We start from the raw sequence: 23,568 nt of genomic DNA on the forward strand, positions 1-23,568 counted from the left end.
GTTATGTTGAAAGTCAGTAGATTTCCTATTGTTAATAGGACTTAAAATTGTTATGAAAGAAGGTAGAGGCTGATCATCTTCAAGTTTTATTGAGTTCTGTCGGAGAAAAGATATGTCAAGGCGAAAACCAGCCAAGGCGATAATCAAAGATTTGCTTAACAAAGTGCAACAGCAGTTGCTCAAACTCCTCAATAGCGCACAAAAGTGGCTAAAGAAAGAGTTAAGCAAACATAGATCACGCCCAATTTGGGTGAGATGGGGATTAATTGCTTGGCGAGTAATAGAAATACTCTTAACACAAATCCAGAGAAATGTCAAACGACAATGGCAAAAGCGAGGACAATTCTGGTTATTCACCCAGAGACGCTTCTCCCGCTCGGGGTTTCTCTTACCGATGGTGTCGGTATTGTTAGTGGTTTTCTCCTTGGTAGTAGGGGCGACGTTAATGCAATCGATTAACCGCACCACAGAAGTAGCAGGTAAACGCAATGAACAAGTAGTTTATAACACAGCTACCGTGGCGATCGACCGCAGTAAAGCTAAGATAGAATATATGTTTAACGTCGATCCTCGTTGGCCCCGAGGGTTACCAGGAGACGGCAGAATTGAAGATATTTTACGTAATACATCTGACGATGACCCAGAGTTTCAATCCATAGATTTAGATCCAGCAGCACCAGGAATTCAAGATCCCTATACTTTTCCTGATGAAGAAAGGCTAGATCTAGATGGAGATGGCAGGTTTGATAACGCTTGGGTTTTTACCGTAGATACAGACGAAGGAACGGCGACGGTAGCCTATATGCTCTTACACCGGGTTCAATCAGAAAACATTAACCTAGGACTAGGTGTCAGCGATATACAAGCTCCAGATTACAATAAAGCTAGTAACCTGTTAGTGCGTAATGGCCCCATCAACATGACCCAAGTTAGTCAAGTTACCTGTATTAACCCCATTAACAATCAAGACGGATGGGAAGTAATTACAGGTGCGACGGTGCGTCGAGCCTTTCAAACCTACGTAGTAGTAGTAGAAGATAGAGGTACACAGCGCAGTGTCTCTACCCTAGAAATGCAGCAGGATCGACAAGCAGATAAGGGGAATAAATGGGGCGCCTGGTTTCGTAATGACTTAGAAATCTTCCCAGGTCCAGGCTTTAGGTGGAATGGTGCGATTCATACCGAAGGTAATTTAATTATCGGGGACAGTAACAACTTTGAAGCCTACTTGATCAGTGCGCCTAACTCCTGTCTCTACGCGAGACCGAACTCAGAAATAACCGTTGGTGGTAACCTAGACGAGATCACCCCTCCCTTTTTGGGACAAATAATCAGAGGCTCTCTGAAGTTTAATAGTTATACAGGTTCTTTTAGAGCTGATATACACGGGGCAAATGGACCAGAAGTCACCGTTACTGTTAACGATAGCACAGGGGGAAACAATCATATCGATTCAGTACGCAGTAGCCCTCCACCTCCGATAGATATATCTCTCGACCCAGTGGTTTTATTTACCACCAATGATAACGTAGCTAGAGGTAATGATGAAACAAACGGAGGTAACCGAGATCCCAACTGGAAAAATAGTCGCTTAGTTAGAGATGGTAGAATTTTTAACCGCTCAGCTCAACCCCCCTACGTAGATGATACCTACCGCTCAGACGATCGCTACGGACCCAAACCTAGATATAGTCAATTAATTGGCTTAAATGCTCCTATTGGAACACCCATTAACCCTAGTGATACCAATGCCAATCTTTTAACCGAAATTAACACCCTTGATCCTGAGTCAAACGGTTTAGATGGTTACTGGGAAAAACGCTCACGTGGCGAAGGTTTAACCGTCATAGTAGGACAAAGATTAGAGTTAGGCAATGCCAACGGTTGGGATGGTAACCAAGATCCTCTCTATCCACCCCAAGGAGGTTATTGTCCAGATACAGGAACTCGTTGTCACGAACAAAAACAGTGGAAAACTCTGCGAGATAATCTAGCCGCAGTGCAAGCTACCGTAGTCTATCACAACGATCGCCAAACTAACCAACAATTAAGTCCTATAGCAGCTAATTTCCCACTAGCTTGTTTAGCAACCACAGCTCATCCAGGCACTCGCACGGGTTACAATAACACTCTGGGACTAGAAACAGGGGGGACGATCGGTAATAGCTATACTTTTGGAAGAGTAGCTCATAATAATAACGTTGATACCAATTTCCTCGAAGGTGTAGGGACGAGTGGTTGGGAATTTAATACTCCTGGTAACCAAACTACTAACGCTAACTTCCGAACAGCGATCGCTAATGGAACACCTTTACGCAACGCTCTGCGCAATCTCGGCAACTTCTCAGGAGATCCCTTTGGAGCCTTCCCACCAGTTCAAGATAGTGATGATAGTAATAACACTAACGACGCAGTATCCATAGGTCCAGTGGTACACCCCTATCCAACCTTAACCATGTGGGGAGACTTTTCTAATCTACGTCGGGTTATGGCTCAACTCGATGGTGGTACAGATTATAACTCCTTAAGTATCGCTGATCAAACGACTCTGCAAACAGCAGCTTGTACCCTGGGGATGTTGGCTTATAACCTCGATAATATCTTGAGTTATGATTATACCAATGCCAATAACGCTGACAGGATTCAACAAGTAATCAGATCCTTAAACCATAGTTCGATTACTGATTATATTAATGATAACCTGCCAGGAGACACCTTACCAGAAAAACAAGCTAACGCTACCCCAGAAGACTATATCGCTGCTTTCCAAGCTTCAACTGTCACAGTTTCAGGAAATACACTGAATAATCGTAACCTTGTACCCACAGTGAGAGCGATTTACCTGAAGGAACAAGTAACGCGCGATCGCCGTTTTGGTTTCCGACCTTACGTCTCTGGTATACAAACTGCAGGAAATGACATTATTAACTGGTCTTCTAACACTTCTCCAACTCGTTGGGTGACCTTTAACCCTGCAGATAACGGTTACTTCGGTTTAGATCCCAGTAGTACTTGGACTGAACGAAATCAAGTTAGAACCCTCGCTCGCGCTTTATCTCCTAGAAGAATTATTACTCTCCCCAACAGAATCATCGCCCCTCCTGAAACCAACCGAACGGCGATGGATACTGACCGAACTAGAGCTTTGGTTAATGGTGAAAATTTAATTTCTACAGTACCTGAAACAGGACAACAGATAATTAGTACACCAGGAATTAAATACCCCGCTTTATATTATCTCTTCCCCACCGCTACTCATAACCATGACGGTGGCGGGCTACAACCAAACACAGAAGAATATATCGGGGATGCCTATATTCTGGAGGTTAATAAGCTGATTAATTATCAAGCAGTTAACCCCGGGGATTTAGTTTTAACCCCTAGAAATAGAACCGACTGGGTTGTACCTAATACCACTACCACCACCGATCGCGTGAACTTTATCAACGATGACGGAACGAATGTAGCCATCGCCTTCCAAGATAAAGGAATGTTCAACGGTAGAGAAATGATGTCGGTACGCAGCCTGGATATAGACCTAGACTTACTCAGAAGGAATACTCTGTTTAATGGTCGAGAAAACTGGCTACCCTTCAGCGGGATTGTCTATGGCTTCCGAGAAGACGCCGTACGGGAAGACGCCATCGCTCGTCCTACCCGTGGTGGTGTTAATTTCAATAACTGCGATCGCGCTTCAGAAATTACTAGTACCAGCTGTCGCATGGATGCAGTTACTGATAACCCTCACGACCCACCCGTTAACGATACCAACGGGATTAGTCCCAAACCTGTTGATTTTCACGCTGACCCCGATCGCCGTGCTCATGGCTTCAGATTGCGCACAGGTGGCAGCCTAGTCCGTGTTCCTGAACCACCAGGACGATTCCAATTTAAAGGTTTATCCTTTATCAGTGATAATCCTGTGTATATATCAGCAGACAATAATGTTTTTAACGACCATCGCAATACAGCGGGTCAAGAGATCCAGGAATTTACCCAGCTCTTAAATAATGACTGGACTAACTTCTATAGCCGTACTACTCTAAACGACCAATTTGCTAGAGCAGGTGATACTTGGCGTCCTGCAGAAATCATCTCTGACGGGATTACCATACTCTCTAATAACTTCATCAATGGTAGTATAGCCGAAGGGATTGATCGCAATAACGTAAGTAACAGGTCTTCCTATCGTACTCTCAACGCTCCTAATGACCCAGGCGATCGCCGTTGGGTCAGAGAAGATGGCTCGGTCTCCGACGCTCAAAATAACGCCATTCCCATTAAAATCTCCCGTAATGGCTATCCCCTATACTGCGTAGATCCAGCTAACGTTACTAATAACCGTTTTGACGATGTTACCACTAATAACACTCAATTCCAATACTGTCGTCGCCATAACTTCCAAGAACAACAGTATGGTCGAGAACGCGATCGCCGTCCTCTCGGTTTTAGCGAGCTAACTGGTAATTTACTAGCTAGTAACATTAACCGTACCTATCAAGCTTTCACCAATGGTAAAGACAGAATTGACGCGGCAAACAACAACCGAGTTAACGTCACCGTGGTTAGCGGTTTAATTCCCTCTCGCGCCCAACAATCCTACGGTGGATTACACAACTTCCCTCGTTTTATTGAAAACTGGAATGGTCGCAATCTATTTATTTCTGGTGCGCTGATTCAACTCAACTTCAGTACCTATGCAACAGGTCCTTTTGACCAAGATAGCTGGGAACCTGGACAAGGTGCACAGTCTGCCGAGCCGATTAACTATTACGGTGCTCCTACTCGACGCTGGGGTTATGACGTGGGCTTACAATACTCCCCGGCTGGACCTGTAGCTAGTCGCTTTATTTCCCCGAGTTCCACCCGTAGTGAGTTTTACCGTGAACCTCCTGTAGATGACCCCTATATCTGTCTCTTACGTAAAGCTAGTTTACCCGATGGTGCTAGTGCCAACATTGACCCCGATACCACCAACTGTCGTGATTTTCCTTGGGAATAAACCCCTACATAGTGAGTAAAAATGATGCTGCCCTTAATCTACCTAAAAATCCTGATCAAAAAACAGAGCGACTCTGGTATGTCTTTGATGGAGAGTCTAGTAGCCATTGTGATCATCTCTTTGATGGCAGTTGTTACTACTCCTCCTCTGATTCTAGCCATGGCAACCCGCATTCAAACCCGACGGGCTCAAACCGCGGTAACTCTGGCTCAGAAAGAATTAGAACGTATTCGGCTAATCGTGGATAGTGGAGATTATCTCAATAATATGCTACCTCCTGTAGCTAGCGGCGGGGGCGCAGCAATTACTACCCCTAGTCAAATCTCCACAGCAGGAGCACCTAATGCCATTCTTCCTGCTCCCCCCTGTGCTATTCCTGAAGAGACTTGTACACCCTATAGCTATAACCAAGCTTGGTGGGTGGATGATTCCCAAGAGTACTTTATCCAAACCTTTAGAACTACGGGAGTACAACAAGATAATCAAGTAGTGGTCTTTCGTATGGGTATCAGAGTCTATTCAAAGGTCGCCGAAGCAGATCTAGGCTCTTTACGAACAGAATCTGCTCCCCTTTATCTCACTAGAGGCGCAGGTGAAAGAACCGTGGTTAACCGTGATGGTTCTAATATCTCAGCTCGACAGCGTCAGTTTCCCCTAGCAGTAATTTACGCTGATTTCTCTCGGGGTGATTTAATTGGATCTTTGGAAAGATATCATGAATTTATAGGTGATTAAAGTGAACAACAAGCAGCTTTTTTGGTTACTATTATTCCGTCAATTAGGATTAGTCAAGAAATCGGGTTTTTCTATAGTAGAAAAAATGCTGAGCTTGGTTATGGCTGGTATGATTACTTCGGCTTTGATCGGCATGATGAACCAGTTTATTGAGTCTGATAAACAACAAGCGGCTTTTCTAGCTACGGAAAAAGATGCACAAATCGCCCTTGATTACATCACAGAAGACTTGAGAGAGGCTGTATTTGTCTATGAGGAAATAAGTGACACACTCATCGCAGCTCTGCCCGATTTTAGCGCTATCCCTGGTTTAGGTGATTCAGCTCAACCTATTCTCGCTTTTTGGAAAACTGAACCAGTTACAGATTTACCAAATGCTTGTAACCCCGCCAATGGATTTTTTAGCGCACTTGTCCAAGAAGAATGTAGATTGTTACTGACAAAAAGAAACGCTTACACTCTGGTAGTTTATCTCCAAACCACTGAACCAAGCGATAAATGGCTCGGTAAGTCTCGTATCGTTCGTTATGCTTTATCTAAATATACTAAACCTCAACAATTAACCATTTCTCGTGGCTTTGTTGATCCCGCTATTTATAATAACTTCTTCATTTGGCCCTATGACAAAGATGGGGTAAATCGACAAGCTCAACGACCTGATCCTCTAGCAAATACCACACCTCCACAACCTCAACCAATGGTGTTAGTGGATTTTATCGATATTCCTAATCGCAGCGAATTTAGAAGCGATAGTAACCCCAATTTGCCACCTGAACCCTTAACTTGTCCTACTAATTACGCTCGTGTTCCTGAAGAGGCAGACACTCATAATAGCTTTTTTGCTTGCGTTAGAATCACTGAAGGTAGATTAGGGGTAAATCAAGATATCATCGTCTATCTACGCGCTAACGCTGAAGGTAGAGACCGTTTAACTAAAACCGTAGAACATATCCCTAATTTACAAGCCCAAGTAACTCTTAGAGGAGTTATCGATAAGTTTGGTAGATAATTATGAACAATAATAAAAATACTGGTTTCTCTCTTATTGAAGTACTTGTTATTGTAACTTTTGCCTCCATCAGTTTGGCGGTAAGTATTCCCAACATGACTTCTTTTGTTTATCGTCAACGACTCAATACCGCTAATCGCGAAATATATAACGCTATTCGCTCTACTCAAGCTGAAGCTGCTCGCCGTAAAGAAACTTGGCAAATTAGTTTTAGACAAACTAGTGGCTATGTAGAGTGGGCGAGACACCATAAGGATACCCCTTTAGATCAAGTAGTTCGTTGGCATCAAATTGATCCCGACATTCAAATAGATCAAGCTAATACTATTGATTGGTGGGAGACAAATTACATGTTTGATCCAGATATAGGAGATTATTTCTGGTTTCTGCGTTTTGACCATAATGGACATTTCCTAGATCCAGATAGGAGAATACAAGATCCTAGTTTTAATCGTGCTCAAATTACTCTGCAACTTTCTAATAGAGTTGATCGCAGTGATGTTGCTAGACGCTGTACGGTTATTGAAACTGTTATTGGTGCAATGCGTGTGGAAAAGGACGATAATTGTCGTTAATGTTCCTTATTGATTACCTGGATATACATAAAAGTAACTAAATGGAAAAGAAAAAGCTAAAAACGAGTTAGGTATTAGGTATTAGGATGTTATTATTACTCTTACCTCTTGCCTACCTTCACAGTTAACCTTAATTTTGTCCGATTACTTAGAGGGATCTTGCCAAGGAATCCAGACAACTACAGTACTCACTGTACTTCCAATAATTACAGCTAGGGGTAAAATAATCCCACTGTCAGTCATTGAGATTATGGGAATGGTAATAGCTAACATTCCTGTCCCAAAACCCCAAATAATCGCCGTAGTAGCTATTTTTAAGCCCATTTTTGTTGATTTCTATTCTTAATTGATGCAGACAACCATCAAAATACTACCACGTTCTCAAGCATTAAGATTTATTCTTTTTCTAGGTAGTGGTTCATTGTTAGCTTTAGGGTTATCAGTCTTTAGTCACTATCGTTATTGGTACGGTACAATCAAGGCTGTACAAACAACTCAACTTAACATTCTTGCTAATACTATACCTAGTAAATTATCATTACTCCTACTTAATCAAGATACTGAAGAAATAGATAGATTACTCAATAGCAACTATGGCTTTATCGGTATGGTAGTTACAGACTGTCAACAAAGACTTGACGACTGTGCTCAAGAAGCGATCCTCCACCGTAGCGGTATGGATAAAGGATGGGGAGAAAACTTTAGAGAAGATGATTTGAGTCAATATCCCTTTGATTTATTATTAGATCCACCACCTACTAAAACTGAAAACTATTACTCACAACCTTATTCCCATAATATTGAACAGACAAATAATCTGAATCCAGGTCAAATAATTGGTAGGGTATATTATATTCGTCCGAATCCACCAAGTGTCTTTAATGGGTTACAAAGTTGGTTACTTACTGTAGTACGAATTAGAATAAGTGGCTGGTTGCATCCCTATACAATTTTTTGGTTTCTTTGTTTGGGATCTAGCTTGATTAGTTGGTACTTTGTTGAACGGGAAATTAAACGCATCGAAACAATTGCTGTGTTTCAAAAAATACAACTAGAAGCAGATATTAATAATATTCAGCATCATAATGAACAATTAAACCAAGAGAAGCAAAAATTAACACAATATTTAGGTAGTTTAACAGCTGATATTCAATCTCTTAATAATCAAATTTTAACCCTGCAAACAGAAGTTAACCATAAAGAAAGAGAACTGAATCAAACTTATGATCTTGTTGAGCAAACTAAAACATCTTTAGAAAAATATCAACAGCAATTAACTATTATTCACCAGGATTCCCGCGCCAAAAGTCGGGAACAACAAGAATTAGAAGTTAAAATCCAAGAAACACAGCTTTTACTAGTAAATAAAGAACATCTATTATCTAGTTTAGCTAATAATTTAGAAGCCACAAAAAATAGTTTATTTAGTTTAGAAACAGAAAGAGAAAGTACGCAACATTTACTCAGAGAAAAAGAATCAGAAAATTATTCTCTTGAACAAGAAATTAATACTTTACACCAAAAGTTAACAGAACAAGAAAACAGAATCAGAAAATTAGAAAATGAGAGGCTTAATGTTGATGAATGGCAACAAATTATTAAAAGTTATGATGAAGATCTAAAAAATTTAGACCAACTGCGAGAAGAAAATGAATCTTTATTACAAGAAATTAATAAATTTAAAGATATTGTTGGACAACTAAATTTACAACTCCGCTACTTAAAACCAACTCCAGAGATTGAAGAACAACAAGATGTTGAATGGACAGTAATTTGTACTCAAAATTTTTATACTTATTGGCAGACTATACCCGAAAAAAAACAAATAAAAATAGCTACATATATTAATCATTTAGAAGTCAAAAGTCTCCAATTAAGTTACCCATATAGTAGTGATATTAGAGGTAGTTCCCTGAGTATGAGAGAACTTAGACCTATTACTAATCCTCGTGAAGCTATAAGAATCTTATATCGATTTACCCCATCTCAAACAGCAATTTTATTATATGGATTTGATAAACATCAAGACCCAGATTATAGAAAACACATACAAATAGCAACACGGGAATATCAAAACTACCTAGATAACCCCAATAACATTATTTCTTTTAATGAATTATGGTATGAAATGAGCGAATCTGCTCGTAAGGAAGCTCAACAAAATTTTATGATAGAAAATAGTATATGATATCAAGTTCGGATCAATACTTACGATAAAAATGAGATAAGGCAAGAGGCAAAAGGGAAAGAAGAAGGTATGAAGAGAAAAGTTTATTATAACTAATTAAATGAACATGATCTGAAAATTTGTTTGGGGTGCATCCGAGTTAAGCATAATCTAGCGCATCGCTCTATTTTAATTAAGCCAACCCACTTAGCACAACCGGCACAACTCATATCTTTGATCTTGAGATGTTCTTGTTTCATCAGCGATCCCTCCACTCTCTACCTCTAGGTTAAACCCTCTAGTTCACTGAAGAGTCAAGAGTTTTCCCATTTTCCTCAAAGATTAAAGAATTGTTATATAATGTTAAGTAATGTTAATAAAAACAATTCTTCTTAACAATTTCCCTATAGCCATGATCAACAATCGCTCCTTACCCCAACTGATCAATCTGGTACTCAAACCCAATGTCAATCCCAATCTTGCCTCGCAAATAGCCTGGGCAGCTTTAAGAGTGGTCGTGGGTATCATGATGATCCACAACGGCTTAGATAAACTCAACAACATTGAGAGTTTTGCTGAAGCTTACGTAGCCTATATCGGGTTACCCTTTCCCATCTTCTTTAGTTATGTAGCGGCTTTTACCGAATTGATCGGCGCTCCCTTAGTAGCGATCGGTTTATTTACTCGTCCTGCCGCTTTTGCCCTATTATCAACTATGGCAGTAGCCATGTATCACCATATTCTAGTAGCGGGTTTAAGTATTCCCTACTTAGAATTATCAGCGATTTACGCCGCTTGCTTCTTCTTCTTAACCCTCAACGGTGCGGGATTATTTTCTACCGACGCTTTAATCGTGAATTGGTTAGATAGTACAGCGTTATCTCGCAAAGCTAAACAAGTGATGCAGATAGAAAAAGCTTATCGAACTGAAGAAACCATCAGAAGTTAAGCTCAAGTTACAGTTTGTACCGGAGGTACTAGCTGATCAGCATCAAGCAAAAATACCGTTAACTTTTCGGTACCCTGGGTAATAATAGTGACGTGGGTTGCTATTTCCAGGGTTGGATTCAGTATCAGCTTTTCTATAGGATTCGGCACTGGTCTTTTAGCTAGGAATGTGTATAATTGGTACATTGATTAGGTTTTAGCAGGGAAGAGGAAGGACATCGGCGCAGTCTAATCGCTATGCTAATAGTAAACTAAATAAGTATTTTATATTTATGCTTAACTGGGATGCACCCCTTTGCTTAATCATCTTGTTAATTTTAAACTTATTAATTACTCCAGTTATAGCAGGAGAATTAGACCAACGGTTAGAATCCTTTCCCTTTTGGGAAAATAAACCTAGCGTAGCAACTCCACAGGGTGAGTTAGTCTATCCTGAGTGGATGGAGGGTATTTGGGAGGTTACCTCTACCCTAACCCAACAGGTAGCCCCTCTAGCACCAGAGATTGTTACTCCAGGTTTTACAGACAACGAACGTTATCTCAATCAACCGATTCGATTCCTAGTGAAATTTAAACCCGATTATCTACCTAATCTCAATCAAGGTATTGTTCCTACTACGATTCCTCAAGAATTACCAATCATTCCCGATCGCGCTTTTAATGGTTTAAATATTGCCCAAGCTTATTTAGGTAAAGATACCGTCACCAAGGTAAAAGTTAATCCTCAAAACCCTAATGAACAGATTACCTTTTTACCCAATCAAAGTCAACTAATTACTAAAGTGACAGGACGTCAAACCGAGAATTTAAGCAATAATAGATTTATTGCCACAGAAATAGCTCAACAAATTTTCCGTAGTCAATCTCTAATCTATCTTAATGAAGTAGAAACAACCACCGCTTATCAATTGATCGAGCCTGGAAACATCACAGGAGATCAAGTCACGGCTATTTATTTATCAAGTCAAGATCCTGATTATTTTAAAGCTTTTAATCGCCCTGTAGCTTTATATCGCTATGTCTTACAGTTACGTAAAGTTAGATCAAGTTCGGGTAAATACTTACGATAAAGGTGAGGTTAGGCAAAAGGCAAAAGGCACTTATAGAATATGGTATATAGTAATAATAGCACCTAACACCTAATACCTAACTCCTTTCCTCATTAAGTCTCCGAACCCCGAATTCCGAACTCTTGAGGGCGCTTAAAAACTGTTTACCAACTTGACTTAACAACACCAGGGAGTAAACCTTCATGGGCCCACTCTCTCAAGACGTTGCGACATAAACCGAAATCACGGTAATAACCTCTAGGTTTTCCTGTTACCCAACAACGGTTACGCACTCTATTAGGAGCGCTATTACGGGGTAATTGTTGGATTTGACGGTGAATTTCGATTTTTTCGCCTATAGATTCAGCAGCACGAAATTGTTCTTTTAATTCCGTTCTTTTTGCTTCGTATTTTTCCACTAGACGACGACGTTTTTTCTCTCTAGCGATCATTGATTTTTTTGCCATATTTTTCCTTTTTTATTTAGACAGCATTCTCTATCTTAGCTTATTTTCTTGTTAGTTTTAAGTTCACTCAGAGGTTTTCCTTGGGATAACAAGTCTAATTTAGTTGCTTCTTCAGGGGTAAGTTCCGTTGGTAAACCTAGAATCTGTTTATAGACTTTGAGATATTCTGCGGTTGATTTATACCAACTAAAGTCTTCCTGCATTCCACGCTTTTGCAGATCTTCCCATTTATCTTTATAACGATAACTTTCCCAAGCTCTGATTAAACAAGTATATAAGTCCAAGGGTTCATAGCGATCGAAGGAAAAACCCGTACCAGAATTATTAACTGGATCGTGGAAAGAAACCGTATCTACTAAACCTCCAGTATTACGAACAATAGGTACACAGCCATAGCGCATAGCTAGTAATTGACTGATACCACAGGGTTCAAAACGAGAGGGCATTAAGAAAGCGTCTGATCCTGCATAAATGCGACGAGATAGGGCATCATTATAGAGTAGTTGTACAGCTATTCTACCTGAGAAACGGGAAGCTAATTCCCAGAATTGGGTTTCATAGTAACGTTCTCCCGTGCCCAAAACAACCAGTTGTACATCAGTATAAGCCATGAAGCGATCGAGAATTTGCAGAACTAAATCAATACCCTTTTGTTCTACTAATCTTGTTACCATACTTACTAGGAAGACCTTGCGGTTCACTTCTAGACCAACTTCTTCTTGTAATTTAACTTTATTTACTATACGTTTTTCGAGGGTATCAACAGTAAAGTTTTGCTGAATATATTTATCAGTAGCCGGATTATAACTATCGGTATCAATACCATTGAGAATCCCACTGAGTTTACCACTAATAAAAGATAGTAAACCTTCTAACTCTTCACCATAGGTGGGGGTTTGAATTTGTCTAGCATAAGTAGGAGAGACGGTATTAACGCGATCGGCGTATTGTACAGCTGCTGCCATCACATTATGTCCCTGCATATACCAAGGACACCAGGTAATTTTGTCTAGATACCAACGCCAAGGACCTTGATAAGCTAGATTATGAATAGTAAACACTGTACCGATATCCGCTGATTGGTGCATCCAGACAGGAATCATACCTGTATGCCAATCATGACAGTGAATAATCTGTGGTTTCCAGTAATTCCAAGCAAATTCAGCTACGCCATTAGAAAAGAGGGTAAAACGCCAAAACTCATCTTCTCCCCCATAGATACGACGAGACCAAAAAGCGGGATGTCCAAACAAATAGAGAGGAACATCAGTACCAGGGAGAACAGTTTCATAGACAGAGAAGTTTTCAAACATAGCAGAACCCGACCAGATGGGATCTTGGGGAGTTTCCATCTTATCGGGTAAAAAGCCATAGTAAGGCATGATGATTCTGACATCATAACCGAGTTTTTTTAAGACATTAGGTAAAGCTCCCACAACATCTCCCATTCCGCCAACTTTAGCGATGGGTGCTGCTTCTGCTGATACAAATAAAATACGCATTTTTTTTAGGTTGTGTGTTTTTTGCTGAGGTACTCTACAATGTATCAGACAATCAGGGTTTATTATCAATAAACTAATCTTTCTACCGCGTTAGCTAATTCAGCAGCTACTCTAGCTGAGTAAGGACGTATCCACCACCATAATAGGGGTGATAACCAACCTCGCAAGGTTACTGAATAAGAGATATAAGTTCCACATACAGTAGATTCTACTTGATAGGTAATTCTCTGTTCCATACCTGGAATAGCCAAAATTCTAATCGCTAATAATTCTCTTGGGCGAACATTTTCGACGAACATTTGTATTGGGATAGGCGTTAAACGAGTCACTACTTGGTAGATTAAACCTGGTTTGGCGATTAATCCTTGAGGGAGATTAGTTTTAGAAAATAAAGGATGCCAAGAAACATCGGCGATATTGATTAATTTTTGCCAAAGTAGATCTACTGGTGCAGTACTTACTACTCGGTAGGTTTTGAACAAAGAAAATGTACAAAACAATTTGCCTCTAGCAGTACTAAGTTTTAAGGAAAAATTAAGAATCACGTTCTGCCTCTGTGATAAGAATGGTTAGGCAATTGGATCATTCTAACACTGTTTATTAAACTTAACCTCAATAGTGACCCAAAAGCATGAGAATATAGTACTATAGCGGATCGCGATAAGTATATTGAACAATTATGACTGCTTTAAAAAATTGTGCCTTACCTCCTACCGACTCTAGAACCAAAGTTAAAGAGTTTCTCCTCAATTTACAAGCTGAGATTTGCGCCGGATTAGAAGAAATTGATGGTATTAGTAAATTCCAAGAAGACAGCTGGGAAAGAGAGGAGGGAGGAGGAGGACGCTCCCGAGTGATTAAAGATGGTGGTATCTTTGAACAAGGTGGGGTTAATTTTTCTGAGGTATGGGGAAAACAATTACCCCCTTCGATTCTCAAGCAACGTCCTGAAGCTGAAGGAAATCAATTTTACGCTACAGGTACTTCTATGGTTTTACACCCTCGTAGTCCCTATATACCTACAGTTCACCTGAACTATCGTTATTTTGAAGCCGGTCCGGTTTGGTGGTTCGGGGGAGGTGCGGATTTAACCCCTTATTATCCTTTTGCTGAAGATGCTGCTCATTTTCATCGCACTTTGCAATCAGCTTGTGATCAACATCATCCTGAGTACTATAAGGTTTTTAAACCCTGGTGTGATGAATATTTTTATCTAACCCACCGCGATGAAGCTAGGGGGATCGGGGGGATTTTCTTTGATTATCAAGATGGTCAAGGGGAATTATACCGTGGACCTGATCCTCACGGTGTAGCTGGGGTTTATTCTCAACAACTAGGAGAGGTTAACTCTCGTAGCTGGGACGATTTGTTTGCCTTTGTGATCTCTTGTGGTCGTGCTTTTTTACCCGCTTATTTACCGATTATAGCTAAAAGACGTGAGTTAGAATACACAGACAGAGAACGTCAGTTTCAACTCTATCGTCGCGGACGTTATGTGGAGTTTAATTTGGTTTACGATCGCGGGACTATTTTTGGTTTACAAACTAAAGGTAGAACTGAATCAATTTTAATGTCTTTACCTCCTTTAGTACGTTGGGAATATAACTATCAACCTGAGCCTAATAGTCTTGAATCTCAATTGTATGATGTTTTCCTTAAACCTCAAGATTGGGCTAATTGGAAGGCTTAGGGGTGTTAGGTGTTAAGAATGGGCGAAAAAATAATTAATTCTCCCATTCTACCTTCTTCTTTTCCCTTTTCCCTTCTTTAAGCAATAAAACGTAATCTTTCTGAGTGGTGTCAAGGTCAAATTTAGACAGGATTAGAAGAGATTGCTTACCGCTTTAATCATTTCCTGTATGTTCGTGGTCGATAAAATCTCGTACTTTTTGTTTATAGATCGCCAACATATTATCTACCCAGGTCCGATTTTCGGAGTTAGCGTACAAATGTACTAATGGTTCTCCTCCATCCGGAAGAATCAAGATCCAATTATCGTTTCTCGGGTCAATAATTTTCACACCATCAATTAATCTGATATATTCTGGGGAATGAGTTTCGATAAGGTGGCGCATTAAAGCACCTTTAGCGGTAGAAGGACAACGTATGGTGCAAGAACGATGTGCAACCCGTGGTAACTCATTACGTATTTCAGCTAGCGATCGCTTTTGTACTGCTAACATTTCGATGACTTTAGCTATACTAAACATAGCATCAAAACCTGGATGCAATTGGGGGAAAATAAAGCCCATTTTGGCGCTTCCTCCTAACACCACATTAGGATTACTTTGGGCAGTCTCCATTAAAGCAGCTGGATTAGCTTTAGTACGAATCACTAGACTGTCATGACGACGGGCGATTTGTTCTACAGCGCTAGAAACATCTACAGGTATAACTATAGTGCTGCGGGGATGAGATTTAAGAACAATATTCACCATCAAGGCGTTTAACATTTCTTCACGAATAGGAGCACCTGATTCATCTACTAAGATTAATTGTTCTCCATTGGAAGAGACTTGTGCGCCTAAATTAGCTTTAAGTGCTTCTACTACGTGACCAAGTTGAGAAAGTAAGTTTTCTTTTTCTTCATTAGTGATAGCGCTTTGACGTAAACTAGCGTTAAGTACTACAGCATCACAGCCAAATTTAGTTAATAACTGGGGTAAAATAGCTCCTGAAACCGCATAGACATAGTCAATAACGATTTTTCCACCATTTTGACGAATCGCTTCCACATTGAGATAATTTTCAAAGTTCTCACTATAAGTATTAACTACTTGAGAAGCAGAAGGATAAAACATCTCACCAATATCTTGTACCGCTACTCTTCTGATATCTTCTTTAAAGTAAGCACCCTCTATTTTCTTTTCGATCGCCTTAGAGATATTAATCCCCTGATGGTCAAAAAACTCAATCAACATATAATCAGGTCGATTAGAATCAACTCTGACGTGAATTCCCCCTTCTACTCCTAATTCAGGTAGTAGAGTGCGTGTAATCGGAATGGCTGTAGCTTGTAAATTTTGTACCTTGATTCCTGTGGACATCAACCCTGCGATTAAAGAACGACTAACCATGCGAGATACACTACGCTGATCCCGAGAGACAACTACTTCTGCACCTAATTTAAGAGTCGAACCATAGGAAGCACCTAGTTTAACAGCGAACTCCGGGGTAATATCAATATTAGCTAATCCTGATACCCCTCTTTGTCCAAATAAGTTCCTCTGTGCGGTGTTACCCCAAATTAAGTTTATATTTAAAATAGCTCCTGCTTCAATCCTTTTACTCGGCCAAATTCTCACTCCAGGGTTAATCACTGCTTCTTCTCCTACAACCACCAATGGTCCTAAAACTGATCCTTCCAGAATTTGACAACGACGATCGATACGAGTACCTCTGGCGATCACACAGGCGTTAATCTGAGATTCTTCACCGATAATTACTCCATTCCAAATAATCGGACGTCTTAACTCTGAATCTGCTCCAATAGTGACGTTATCACCAATGATTGTCCCTCCACTAATCATCACCCGAGGTCCAATGCGACAGTTATTACCAATTACTACAGGAGCTTCAATCGTAGCTGTGCGGTCAATATAAGTATCATTGCCTAACCAAATACCAGGGAATCTTTCCTCATACTCAAATTCTAGTTCTACTTTTTGCTGTAAAGCGTCATATTGTGATTGACGATAAGCTTCTAGGTGTCCAACATCGCACCAATAACCTTCTGCTATATAACCATATACTGGTTTTCCTTCCTCTAATAAGATGGGGAATAAGTCTTTAGAAAAGTCTTTTTCTTGTTCAGGGGGTAAATAAGCTAAAACTTCAGGCTCTAATATATACGTTCCCGTATTGACTGTATCGGAAAAAATCTCACTAGTAGAGGGTTTTTCTAAAAACCTGACTATTGCTCCATCGGGATTGGTGATAACTACCCCAAATTCAATGGGATTAGGAACTCTGGTTAAGACTATTGTAGCTAGTGAACCTTTTTCTTTATGGAAAGCGATCGCTTTTTTCAGGTCAAAATCTGTTACCCCATCACCGCTAATCACTAAGAATGTATCATTTAATAACTCTTCTACCTTTTTAACACAACCGGCTGTTCCTAGAGGTTGTTCTTCCTCTACCGAGTAGGTTATTTCTACATCAAAATTGTTTCCAGTCTGAAAATATTCTTGAAAAATATCAGGTAAATAGTGCAGTGTTACGATAATTTCCTGAATTCCCACTTTTTTGAGGAGATTAATAATATGTTCTGCGATTGGTTTATTTAAGATAGGGACCATTGGTTTAGGTAGATCACACGTCAAAGGGCGCAATCTCGTCCCTGATCCTCCAGCCATCAGCACTGCACGCATAATCTCATTTCTCCTTACCTATAGAGTACTTTTATCTTATCTTGATACAATAAATAGTAAATATACTACTCCAGAGAAGTTTAGTCGAGTAGTTGCGAGAAAGATGAGAATTAAGTTAAATTTAGTAACAGAAGGGTCAACTTCTATTAAGAATGTTTAAAACATCTTGACAAAAAAAACAAAATAAGCTAGACAAAAAGAAAATTAACTCATGAAGATTTCTTGGAGAACGATAATACTATGGTCCGTACCTATTCTAGTCATAGGGTTCTTTGTGTGGCAAGGAGCGTTTGCGACTAATCCTACCACAGCGATCGGCAACAACACCGCCAGTGCGAGAATGACCTATGGACGCTTCATGGAATATCTAGAAGCAGGAAGAGTCAAAAGTGTTGACTTTTACGAAGGTGGAAGAACAGCGATTGTCGAAGCGGTAGATTCAGATCTAGATAATCGTGTACAACGTTTAAGAGTAGATTTACCTGGTAACTCTTCAGAACTAATCCCCCAACTCAGAGAAAATAATATCAACATAGAAGTACACCCGATCAGAAGCGAAAGCGCCATTTGGGGAGTACTAGGTAACCTCATTTTTCCAGTATTATTAATCGGATCATTATTTTTCCTCTTCCGTCGTTCTAATAATATGCCTGGAGGACCAGGTCAAGCCATGAACTTCGGAAAATCAAGAGCACGTTTTCAAATGGAAGCCAAAACAGGGGTAATGTTTGAAGACGTAGCAGGTATAGACGAAGCCAAAGAAGAACTAGAAGAAGTAGTAACCTTCCTCAAACAACCCGAAAAATTTACAGCAGTAGGAGCAAGCATCCCCAAAGGAGTACTCTTAGTAGGACCTCCTGGAACAGGTAAAACCTTATTAGCCAAAGCGATCGCAGGAGAAGCAGGAGTACCCTTCTTTAGTATCTCAGGCTCAGAATTCGTAGAAATGTTCGTAGGGGTAGGAGCATCCCGCGTCAGAGACTTATTCAAAAAAGCCAAAGAAAACGCACCCTGTCTAATTTTTATCGATGAAATCGACGCAGTAGGGCGCCAAAGAGGAGCAGGAATCGGCGGAGGTAACGACGAAAGAGAACAAACCCTGAACCAATTACTCACAGAAATGGACGGATTCGAGGGTAATAACGGGATTATTATTATCGCAGCTACCAACCGACCAGATGTACTAGATACAGCTTTATTACGTCCAGGGCGTTTTGACCGCCAAGTGATTGTCGATTCACCAGATATCAAAGGACGCATTAAAGTACTAGAAGTTCACGCGCGTAACAAAAAACTTAGTAAAGAAATATCCCTAGAGGCGATCGCCCGTCGTACCCCAGGATTCAGTGGCGCAGATTTAGCTAATCTCCTCAATGAAGCAGCGATTTTAACCGCACGTCGTCGCAAAGAAGCCATAACCATGCTCGAAGTTGACGACGCTATTGACCGAGTTATCGCAGGGATGGAGGGAACACCTCTAGTAGATAGTAAGAGCAAGCGCTTGATAGCATATCATGAAATCGGTCACGCGATCGTGGGAACATTAATCAAAGAACACGATCCAGTGCAAAAAGTAACCCTTATTCCTAGAGGACAAGCACAAGGTTTAACCTGGTTTACCCCAGACGAGGAACAAGGATTAACCAGCAAATCCCAACTAATGGCTCGTATCGCGGGTATTCTCGGTGGAAGAGCCGCAGAAGAAGAAATCTTTGGCTACGATGAAGTAACCACAGGAGCAGGTGGAGACCTACAACAAGTTACTAACTTGGTACGTCAAATGGTAACCCGTTTTGGGATGAGTGATTTAGGACCACTATCTCTAGAAAGTCAAACAGGAGAAGTATTCCTCGGTGGTGGATTTATGAACAGATCCGAATATTCCGAAGAAGTAGCATCTCGCATCGATAGCCAAGTTCGCTCTATCATAGAACATGGTCATAGTGTGGCTAGACAAATTGTCCGTGACAATCGGGAAGTAATCGATCGCCTAGTAGATCTGCTGATCGAAAAAGAAACCATCGATGGTGAAGAGTTTCGTCGAATTGTGTCAGAATATACTCACGTTCCCGAAAAAGAGCAGTTTGTTCCACAACTGTAATTAACTAAACTAGTTATGGCAAGAATCGAAACCAAAACAGAGCCCATGGTTATTAACATGGGTCCTCAACATCCCTCGATGCACGGTGTACTACGTCTGATTGTCACTCTCGATGGTGAAGATGTAGTGGATTGTGAGCCAGTCATTGGTTACCTCCATCGAGGTATGGAAAAAATCGCCGAAAATCGTACTAATGTTATGTACGTTCCCTACGTCAGTCGTTGGGATTACGCCGCAGGAATGTTTAACGAAGCGATTACGGTTAACGCACCCGAAAAACTCGCTGATATAGAAGTTCCTAAAAGAGCACAATATATCCGAGTTATTATGCTTGAACTTAATCGTATTGCTAATCATTTACTCTGGTTAGGTCCATTTTTAGCTGACGTAGGCGCACAAACCCCATTTTTCTACATTTTCCGTGAACGGGAGATGATTTATGACCTCTGGGAAGCAGCTACAGGAATGCGTTTAATTAATAACAACTATTTCCGTATCGGTGGAGTAGCTGTTGATCTTCCCTATGGTTGGATCGACAAATGCGAAGACTTTTGTAAATATTTTGCCCCCAAAATAGACGAGTACGAAAAATTAATCACTAATAACCCGATCTTTCGTCGTCGTGTCGAAGGAGTAGGTACGGTTACTCGTGAACAAGCCATTAATTGGGGTTTAAGCGGTCCAATGTTGCGCGGCTCAGGGGTAAAATGGGACTTACGCAAGGTCGATCGTTATGAATGTTACGACGACTTCGATTGGGATGTTCATTGGGAAACCGCGGGAGATTGTTTCGCACGTTATTTAGTACGTATCCGCGAAATGCGCGAATCTAATAAAATTATCCTACAAGCTCTCAAAGGTATTCCAGGTGGACCATACGAAAATCTCGAAGCTAAACGCCTAGCAGAAGGGAAAAAATCACCCTGGTATGGCTTTGATTATCAATACATCGCTAAAAAAGTAGCCCCAACCTTTAAAATCCCCTCTGGTGAACATTATGTTCGTCTTGAAAGTGGTAAAGGTGAATTGGGCATCTTTATTGTGGGTAATGATAACGTCTTCCCTTGGCGTTGGAAAATCCGCGCTCCTGACTTTAATAACTTGCAAATTCTTCCCCATATCCTCAAAGGTGTCAAAGTTGCAGATATTATGGCGATTTTGGGTAGCATTGATATTATTATGGGGTCAGTAGATCGGTAAGTTTTTTTTCCAAATTAACGTGGTGATATCTCCTAAAATATTAGGTAAATCACCGCTTTTTTTATGCCTACAGAAATAGAACGTAAATTTCTCGTTAAACCAGCACAATGGCGATCGCCTAATCCTGGTGTTTTTTATTCTCAAGGTTATCTTACTACTAATCAGGGTTTAACCGTGCGGGTACGTATCGCAGGTGCGCAAGCTTTTCTCACTATCAAAGGACCTACTCAAAATTACTCTAGATTAGAGTTTGAGTACCCTATTCCCCTAGCTGATGCTCAAATCATGTTAGATACCCTTTGCGATCGCCCTTTAATCGAAAAAATTCGTTATCAAGTACAACATCAAGGCTTAATTTGGTCAATAGATGAGTTTAAGGGTGATAATGCAGGGTTAATGATTGCTGAAGTGGAATTAACGACAGAAAATCAATTAGTTGAATTACCAGATTGGGTCGGAGAAGAAGTGTCTCATGATACTAAGTACTATAACGCTAGTTTAGTTAAATATCCTTATTCTCAATGGTAATAATGATCAGAAAATGTCAATTTAGGTCAATTACTCTGTTAAGATCATAATTGGTTTCTATTACCTTCTGATCAATGGCATCAACTCGTCCAAGAATTGCGGTAGACGCTATGGGTGGCGATCACGCACCCAACGAAATTGTAGCGGGAGCTATCCGAGCTTCTGAAGAACTAGATGTGGAGATTATTTTGGTAGGGGAGTACGAACAAGTTCAAGCTGCTTTGAATTTACACCCTAGTTCCAAAAGTTTACGAATTGTTAACGCTGAAGGAGTCGTCGAAATGGGAGAAGAACCCATTAAAAGTCTGCGACGTAAACCCCAAGCTTCCATCAATGTAGCCATGAATTTAGTCAAAAATGGTGAAGCTGATGCTGTTGTCTCAGCAGGACATTCTGGCGCTGCTATGGCTGCAGCTAAACTACGTTTAGACACCTTGACTGGGATTAAAAGACCAGCCATTGGCGCTATGTTTCCTACTATGTTAGCTGGTAAATCAGTAATTATTCTCGATGTGGGTGCTAACGTGGATAGCGATCCCGAATATTTAGAACAATTTGCCCTTATGGGTTCGATCTATAGTAAATATGTACTAGATATCGAAGCACCCCAAGTGGGATTATTGAATATGGGGGAAGAACCTGGAAAAGGGGATAAATTAAGCAAAGAAACTTATAAACTCCTAGAAGCCAATCCCTATATCAATTTTAGAGGTAATGCTGAAGGTAGAGATGTACTCTCGGGTGACTTTGATGTAATTGTCTGTGATGGTTTTGTGGGTAATGTACTCCTAAAATTTGCCGAAGCGATCGGGGAAATTATGTTACAAACTATGCGCCAAGAACTTCCCTATGGTTGGCGCGGAAAAATCGGTACAACTTTGCTTAAACCCAATCTCCGACGTATTAAACAGCGTATCGATCACGCTGAACACGGCGGAGCGCTCTTATTTGGGGTAGCAGGAGTTTGTATTATTAGTCACGGTAGCTCTCAAGCTCCCTCCATTTTTAATGCTATTCGTCTAGCTAAAGAAGCGATCACCCATAGGGTAATCGAACGCATTCAATATCCTGGACAAATATATCACCAATCCGATAACAATACCATTAAAACTCCTGTTATTGAATAATTCTTGGGCGCTTTGCGCCCGTATTTGCTCTAACTAGGAAAATTGCGAGTAACTTTCGGTAAAGTGATTACTTGATTATTGTATTTATAACCAATAAAGCGAATATAAACTAAGTCCCCAGGTTGAATAGTATCATCGTTGGTTTGATGTTCCTCGGGATTGTATCTTACTTCTTCTCCAGGTGTTCCTAGTTTTTCATATCCCCAATTTTGTAATAATTTATCTAAATGACTAAATAAAGGTAAGAAATTTTTAGCCGTTACATTAGGTTTAATCTCGATGAGTTTACAGATAGAAGGATAATAAACCAATAGATTCTCTAACTGTGTAAATGTCATCTTTTTAAACTCTGACTCTTTATTAATTAAGTCTTCTTCTGATTCTGGTTGGACTAGATTTTGTTGTAATTGTCTTAATTCCTCGTCTTTTTTAGTAATGATTTCTTGTGAATTTTCTAACAACATATGTAAGGTGGCTAATTCTTCTTCTTTTTCCGCAATCATTTCTTGATATTTTTCGGGAACAATTGCAGAAGATTCTCTCCCTTGTTGTAAGTTAGCTAATTCTTGGTCTTTTTGTCCTATAATTCCTTGTGACTCTGCTAATAACTGTTGTAAGGTGGCTAATTCTTCTTCTTTTTGTTGAATACTTCCTTCTATATCTCCTATATGATGTTGTAATGTTACTAAGTCTTCGTCTTTTTTGGTAATAACCCCTAGTAAGTCTTCTAGTTGTTGTTGAAGGTTGGCTAATTCTTCGTCTTTTTGGGTGATTATTACGGGGAATTC

Annotated in this window: 18 protein-coding genes and 2 pseudogenes; 13 read left to right on the forward strand and 7 right to left on the reverse strand. The window is 40.2% G+C overall.

Translation table 11 applies throughout. The features are described from left to right. The first annotated feature begins 255 nt into the window (after positions 1–255). From EA365_09690 to EA365_09710, 5 genes are read left to right on the forward strand one after another with little or no spacing between them, the layout of a single operon-like run. Complete coding sequence (locus EA365_09690; GenBank protein ID TVQ44660.1) at positions 256–459, forward strand: hypothetical protein; 204 nt, start codon at positions 256–258, stop codon at positions 457–459. After that, positions 446–5,002, forward strand: coding sequence for a hypothetical protein (locus tag EA365_09695; GenBank protein TVQ44661.1), 4,557 nt, complete (start codon positions 446–448; stop codon positions 5,000–5,002). The genes EA365_09690 and EA365_09695 overlap by 14 nt, the downstream gene beginning before the upstream one ends. Before the next feature lie 21 nt (positions 5,003–5,023). Further along, entirely contained in the window at positions 5,024–5,737 is a 714-nt protein-coding gene (locus EA365_09700; protein ID TVQ44662.1) for a type II secretion system protein, read from the forward strand. A 1-nt stretch (position 5,738) separates the two neighbouring features. Then, positions 5,739–6,746, forward strand: coding sequence for a hypothetical protein (locus EA365_09705; protein ID TVQ44663.1), 1,008 nt, complete (start codon positions 5,739–5,741; stop codon positions 6,744–6,746). 2 nt (positions 6,747–6,748) lie between these two features. Continuing rightward, entirely contained in the window at positions 6,749–7,321 is a 573-nt protein-coding gene (locus EA365_09710; protein ID TVQ44664.1) for a type II secretion system protein, read from the forward strand. Positions 7,322–7,465: 144 nt separating this feature from the next. Here the strand turns inward: EA365_09710 and EA365_09715 are convergent, their stop codons facing one another. Continuing rightward, entirely contained in the window at positions 7,466–7,645 is a 180-nt protein-coding gene (locus EA365_09715) for a hypothetical protein (protein ID TVQ44665.1), read from the reverse strand. A gap of 196 nt (positions 7,646–7,841) precedes the next feature. Here EA365_09715 and EA365_09720 point away from each other — a divergent pair. Together EA365_09720 and EA365_09725 are read left to right on the forward strand one after the other, a co-directional pair. After that, positions 7,842–7,973, forward strand: a pseudogene (locus EA365_09720) (ATPase). Between the two features lie 1,927 nt (positions 7,974–9,900). Then, entirely contained in the window at positions 9,901–10,437 is a 537-nt protein-coding gene (locus tag EA365_09725) for a DoxX family protein (GenBank protein TVQ44666.1), read from the forward strand. Between the two features lie 2 nt (positions 10,438–10,439). Here EA365_09725 and EA365_09730 read toward each other — a convergent pair. Beyond that, a pseudogene (locus EA365_09730) lies at positions 10,440–10,581 on the reverse strand (chemotaxis protein CheW). Positions 10,582–10,708: 127 nt separating this feature from the next. Here EA365_09730 and EA365_09735 point away from each other — a divergent pair. Further along, the gene (locus EA365_09735) at positions 10,709–11,506 is read left to right on the forward strand and encodes a hypothetical protein (GenBank protein TVQ44667.1); all 798 of its coding nucleotides are present in this window, start codon (positions 10,709–10,711) and stop codon (positions 11,504–11,506) included. 143 nt (positions 11,507–11,649) lie between these two features. Here the strand turns inward: EA365_09735 and EA365_09740 are convergent, their stop codons facing one another. From EA365_09740 to EA365_09750, 3 genes are all read right to left on the reverse strand, one after another. After that, a complete protein-coding gene (locus tag EA365_09740) occupies positions 11,650–11,952 on the reverse strand; it encodes a 30S ribosomal protein S14 (protein ID TVQ44668.1) in 303 nt (100 codons plus the stop codon). A 35-nt stretch (positions 11,953–11,987) separates the two neighbouring features. Then, complete coding sequence (gene glgA, locus EA365_09745; GenBank protein ID TVQ44669.1) at positions 11,988–13,454, reverse strand: glycogen synthase GlgA; 1,467 nt, start codon at positions 13,452–13,454, stop codon at positions 11,988–11,990. A gap of 65 nt (positions 13,455–13,519) precedes the next feature. After that, a complete protein-coding gene (locus EA365_09750; protein TVQ44670.1) occupies positions 13,520–13,999 on the reverse strand; it encodes an SRPBCC family protein in 480 nt (159 codons plus the stop codon). Positions 14,000–14,133: 134 nt separating this feature from the next. On the opposite strand from EA365_09750, the gene EA365_09755 reads away from it, so the two are divergent. Continuing rightward, positions 14,134–15,144 carry an oxygen-dependent coproporphyrinogen oxidase gene (locus EA365_09755; GenBank protein ID TVQ44671.1) on the forward strand — a complete coding sequence of 337 codons (1,011 nt, stop codon included), beginning with the start codon at positions 14,134–14,136 and terminating at the stop codon, positions 15,142–15,144. Positions 15,145–15,298: 154 nt separating this feature from the next. Here the strand turns inward: EA365_09755 and EA365_09760 are convergent, their stop codons facing one another. Further along, positions 15,299–17,824, reverse strand: a complete 2,526-nt coding sequence (locus EA365_09760) for a mannose-1-phosphate guanylyltransferase (GenBank protein TVQ44672.1) — start codon at positions 17,822–17,824, stop codon at positions 15,299–15,301. Between the two features lie 211 nt (positions 17,825–18,035). On the opposite strand from EA365_09760, the gene hflB reads away from it, so the two are divergent. From hflB to plsX, 4 genes are all read left to right on the forward strand, one after another. After that, a complete protein-coding gene (hflB, locus tag EA365_09765; protein ID TVQ44673.1) occupies positions 18,036–19,925 on the forward strand; it encodes an ATP-dependent zinc metalloprotease FtsH in 1,890 nt (629 codons plus the stop codon). A 15-nt stretch (positions 19,926–19,940) separates the two neighbouring features. Then, the gene (locus EA365_09770; GenBank protein TVQ44674.1) at positions 19,941–21,125 is read left to right on the forward strand and encodes an NAD(P)H-quinone oxidoreductase subunit H; all 1,185 of its coding nucleotides are present in this window, start codon (positions 19,941–19,943) and stop codon (positions 21,123–21,125) included. Between the two features lie 63 nt (positions 21,126–21,188). Beyond that, on the forward strand, positions 21,189–21,653 hold the full coding sequence (locus tag EA365_09775; GenBank protein ID TVQ44675.1) for a CYTH domain-containing protein: 465 nt from the start codon (positions 21,189–21,191) through the stop codon (positions 21,651–21,653). A 74-nt stretch (positions 21,654–21,727) separates the two neighbouring features. Next, positions 21,728–22,780: a phosphate acyltransferase PlsX gene (gene plsX, locus EA365_09780; GenBank protein ID TVQ44676.1), complete on the forward strand. Its 1,053-nt coding sequence runs from the start codon at positions 21,728–21,730 to the stop codon at positions 22,778–22,780. A gap of 29 nt (positions 22,781–22,809) precedes the next feature. Here plsX and EA365_09785 read toward each other — a convergent pair. Continuing rightward, on the reverse strand, positions 22,810–23,568 hold a 759-nt coding region (locus EA365_09785), incomplete at its 5' end, for a hypothetical protein (GenBank protein ID TVQ44677.1).

The sequence above is a fragment of the Gloeocapsa sp. DLM2.Bin57 genome, assembly GCA_007693955.1.
Classification (GTDB): domain Bacteria; phylum Cyanobacteriota; class Cyanobacteriia; order Cyanobacteriales; family Gloeocapsaceae; genus Gloeocapsa.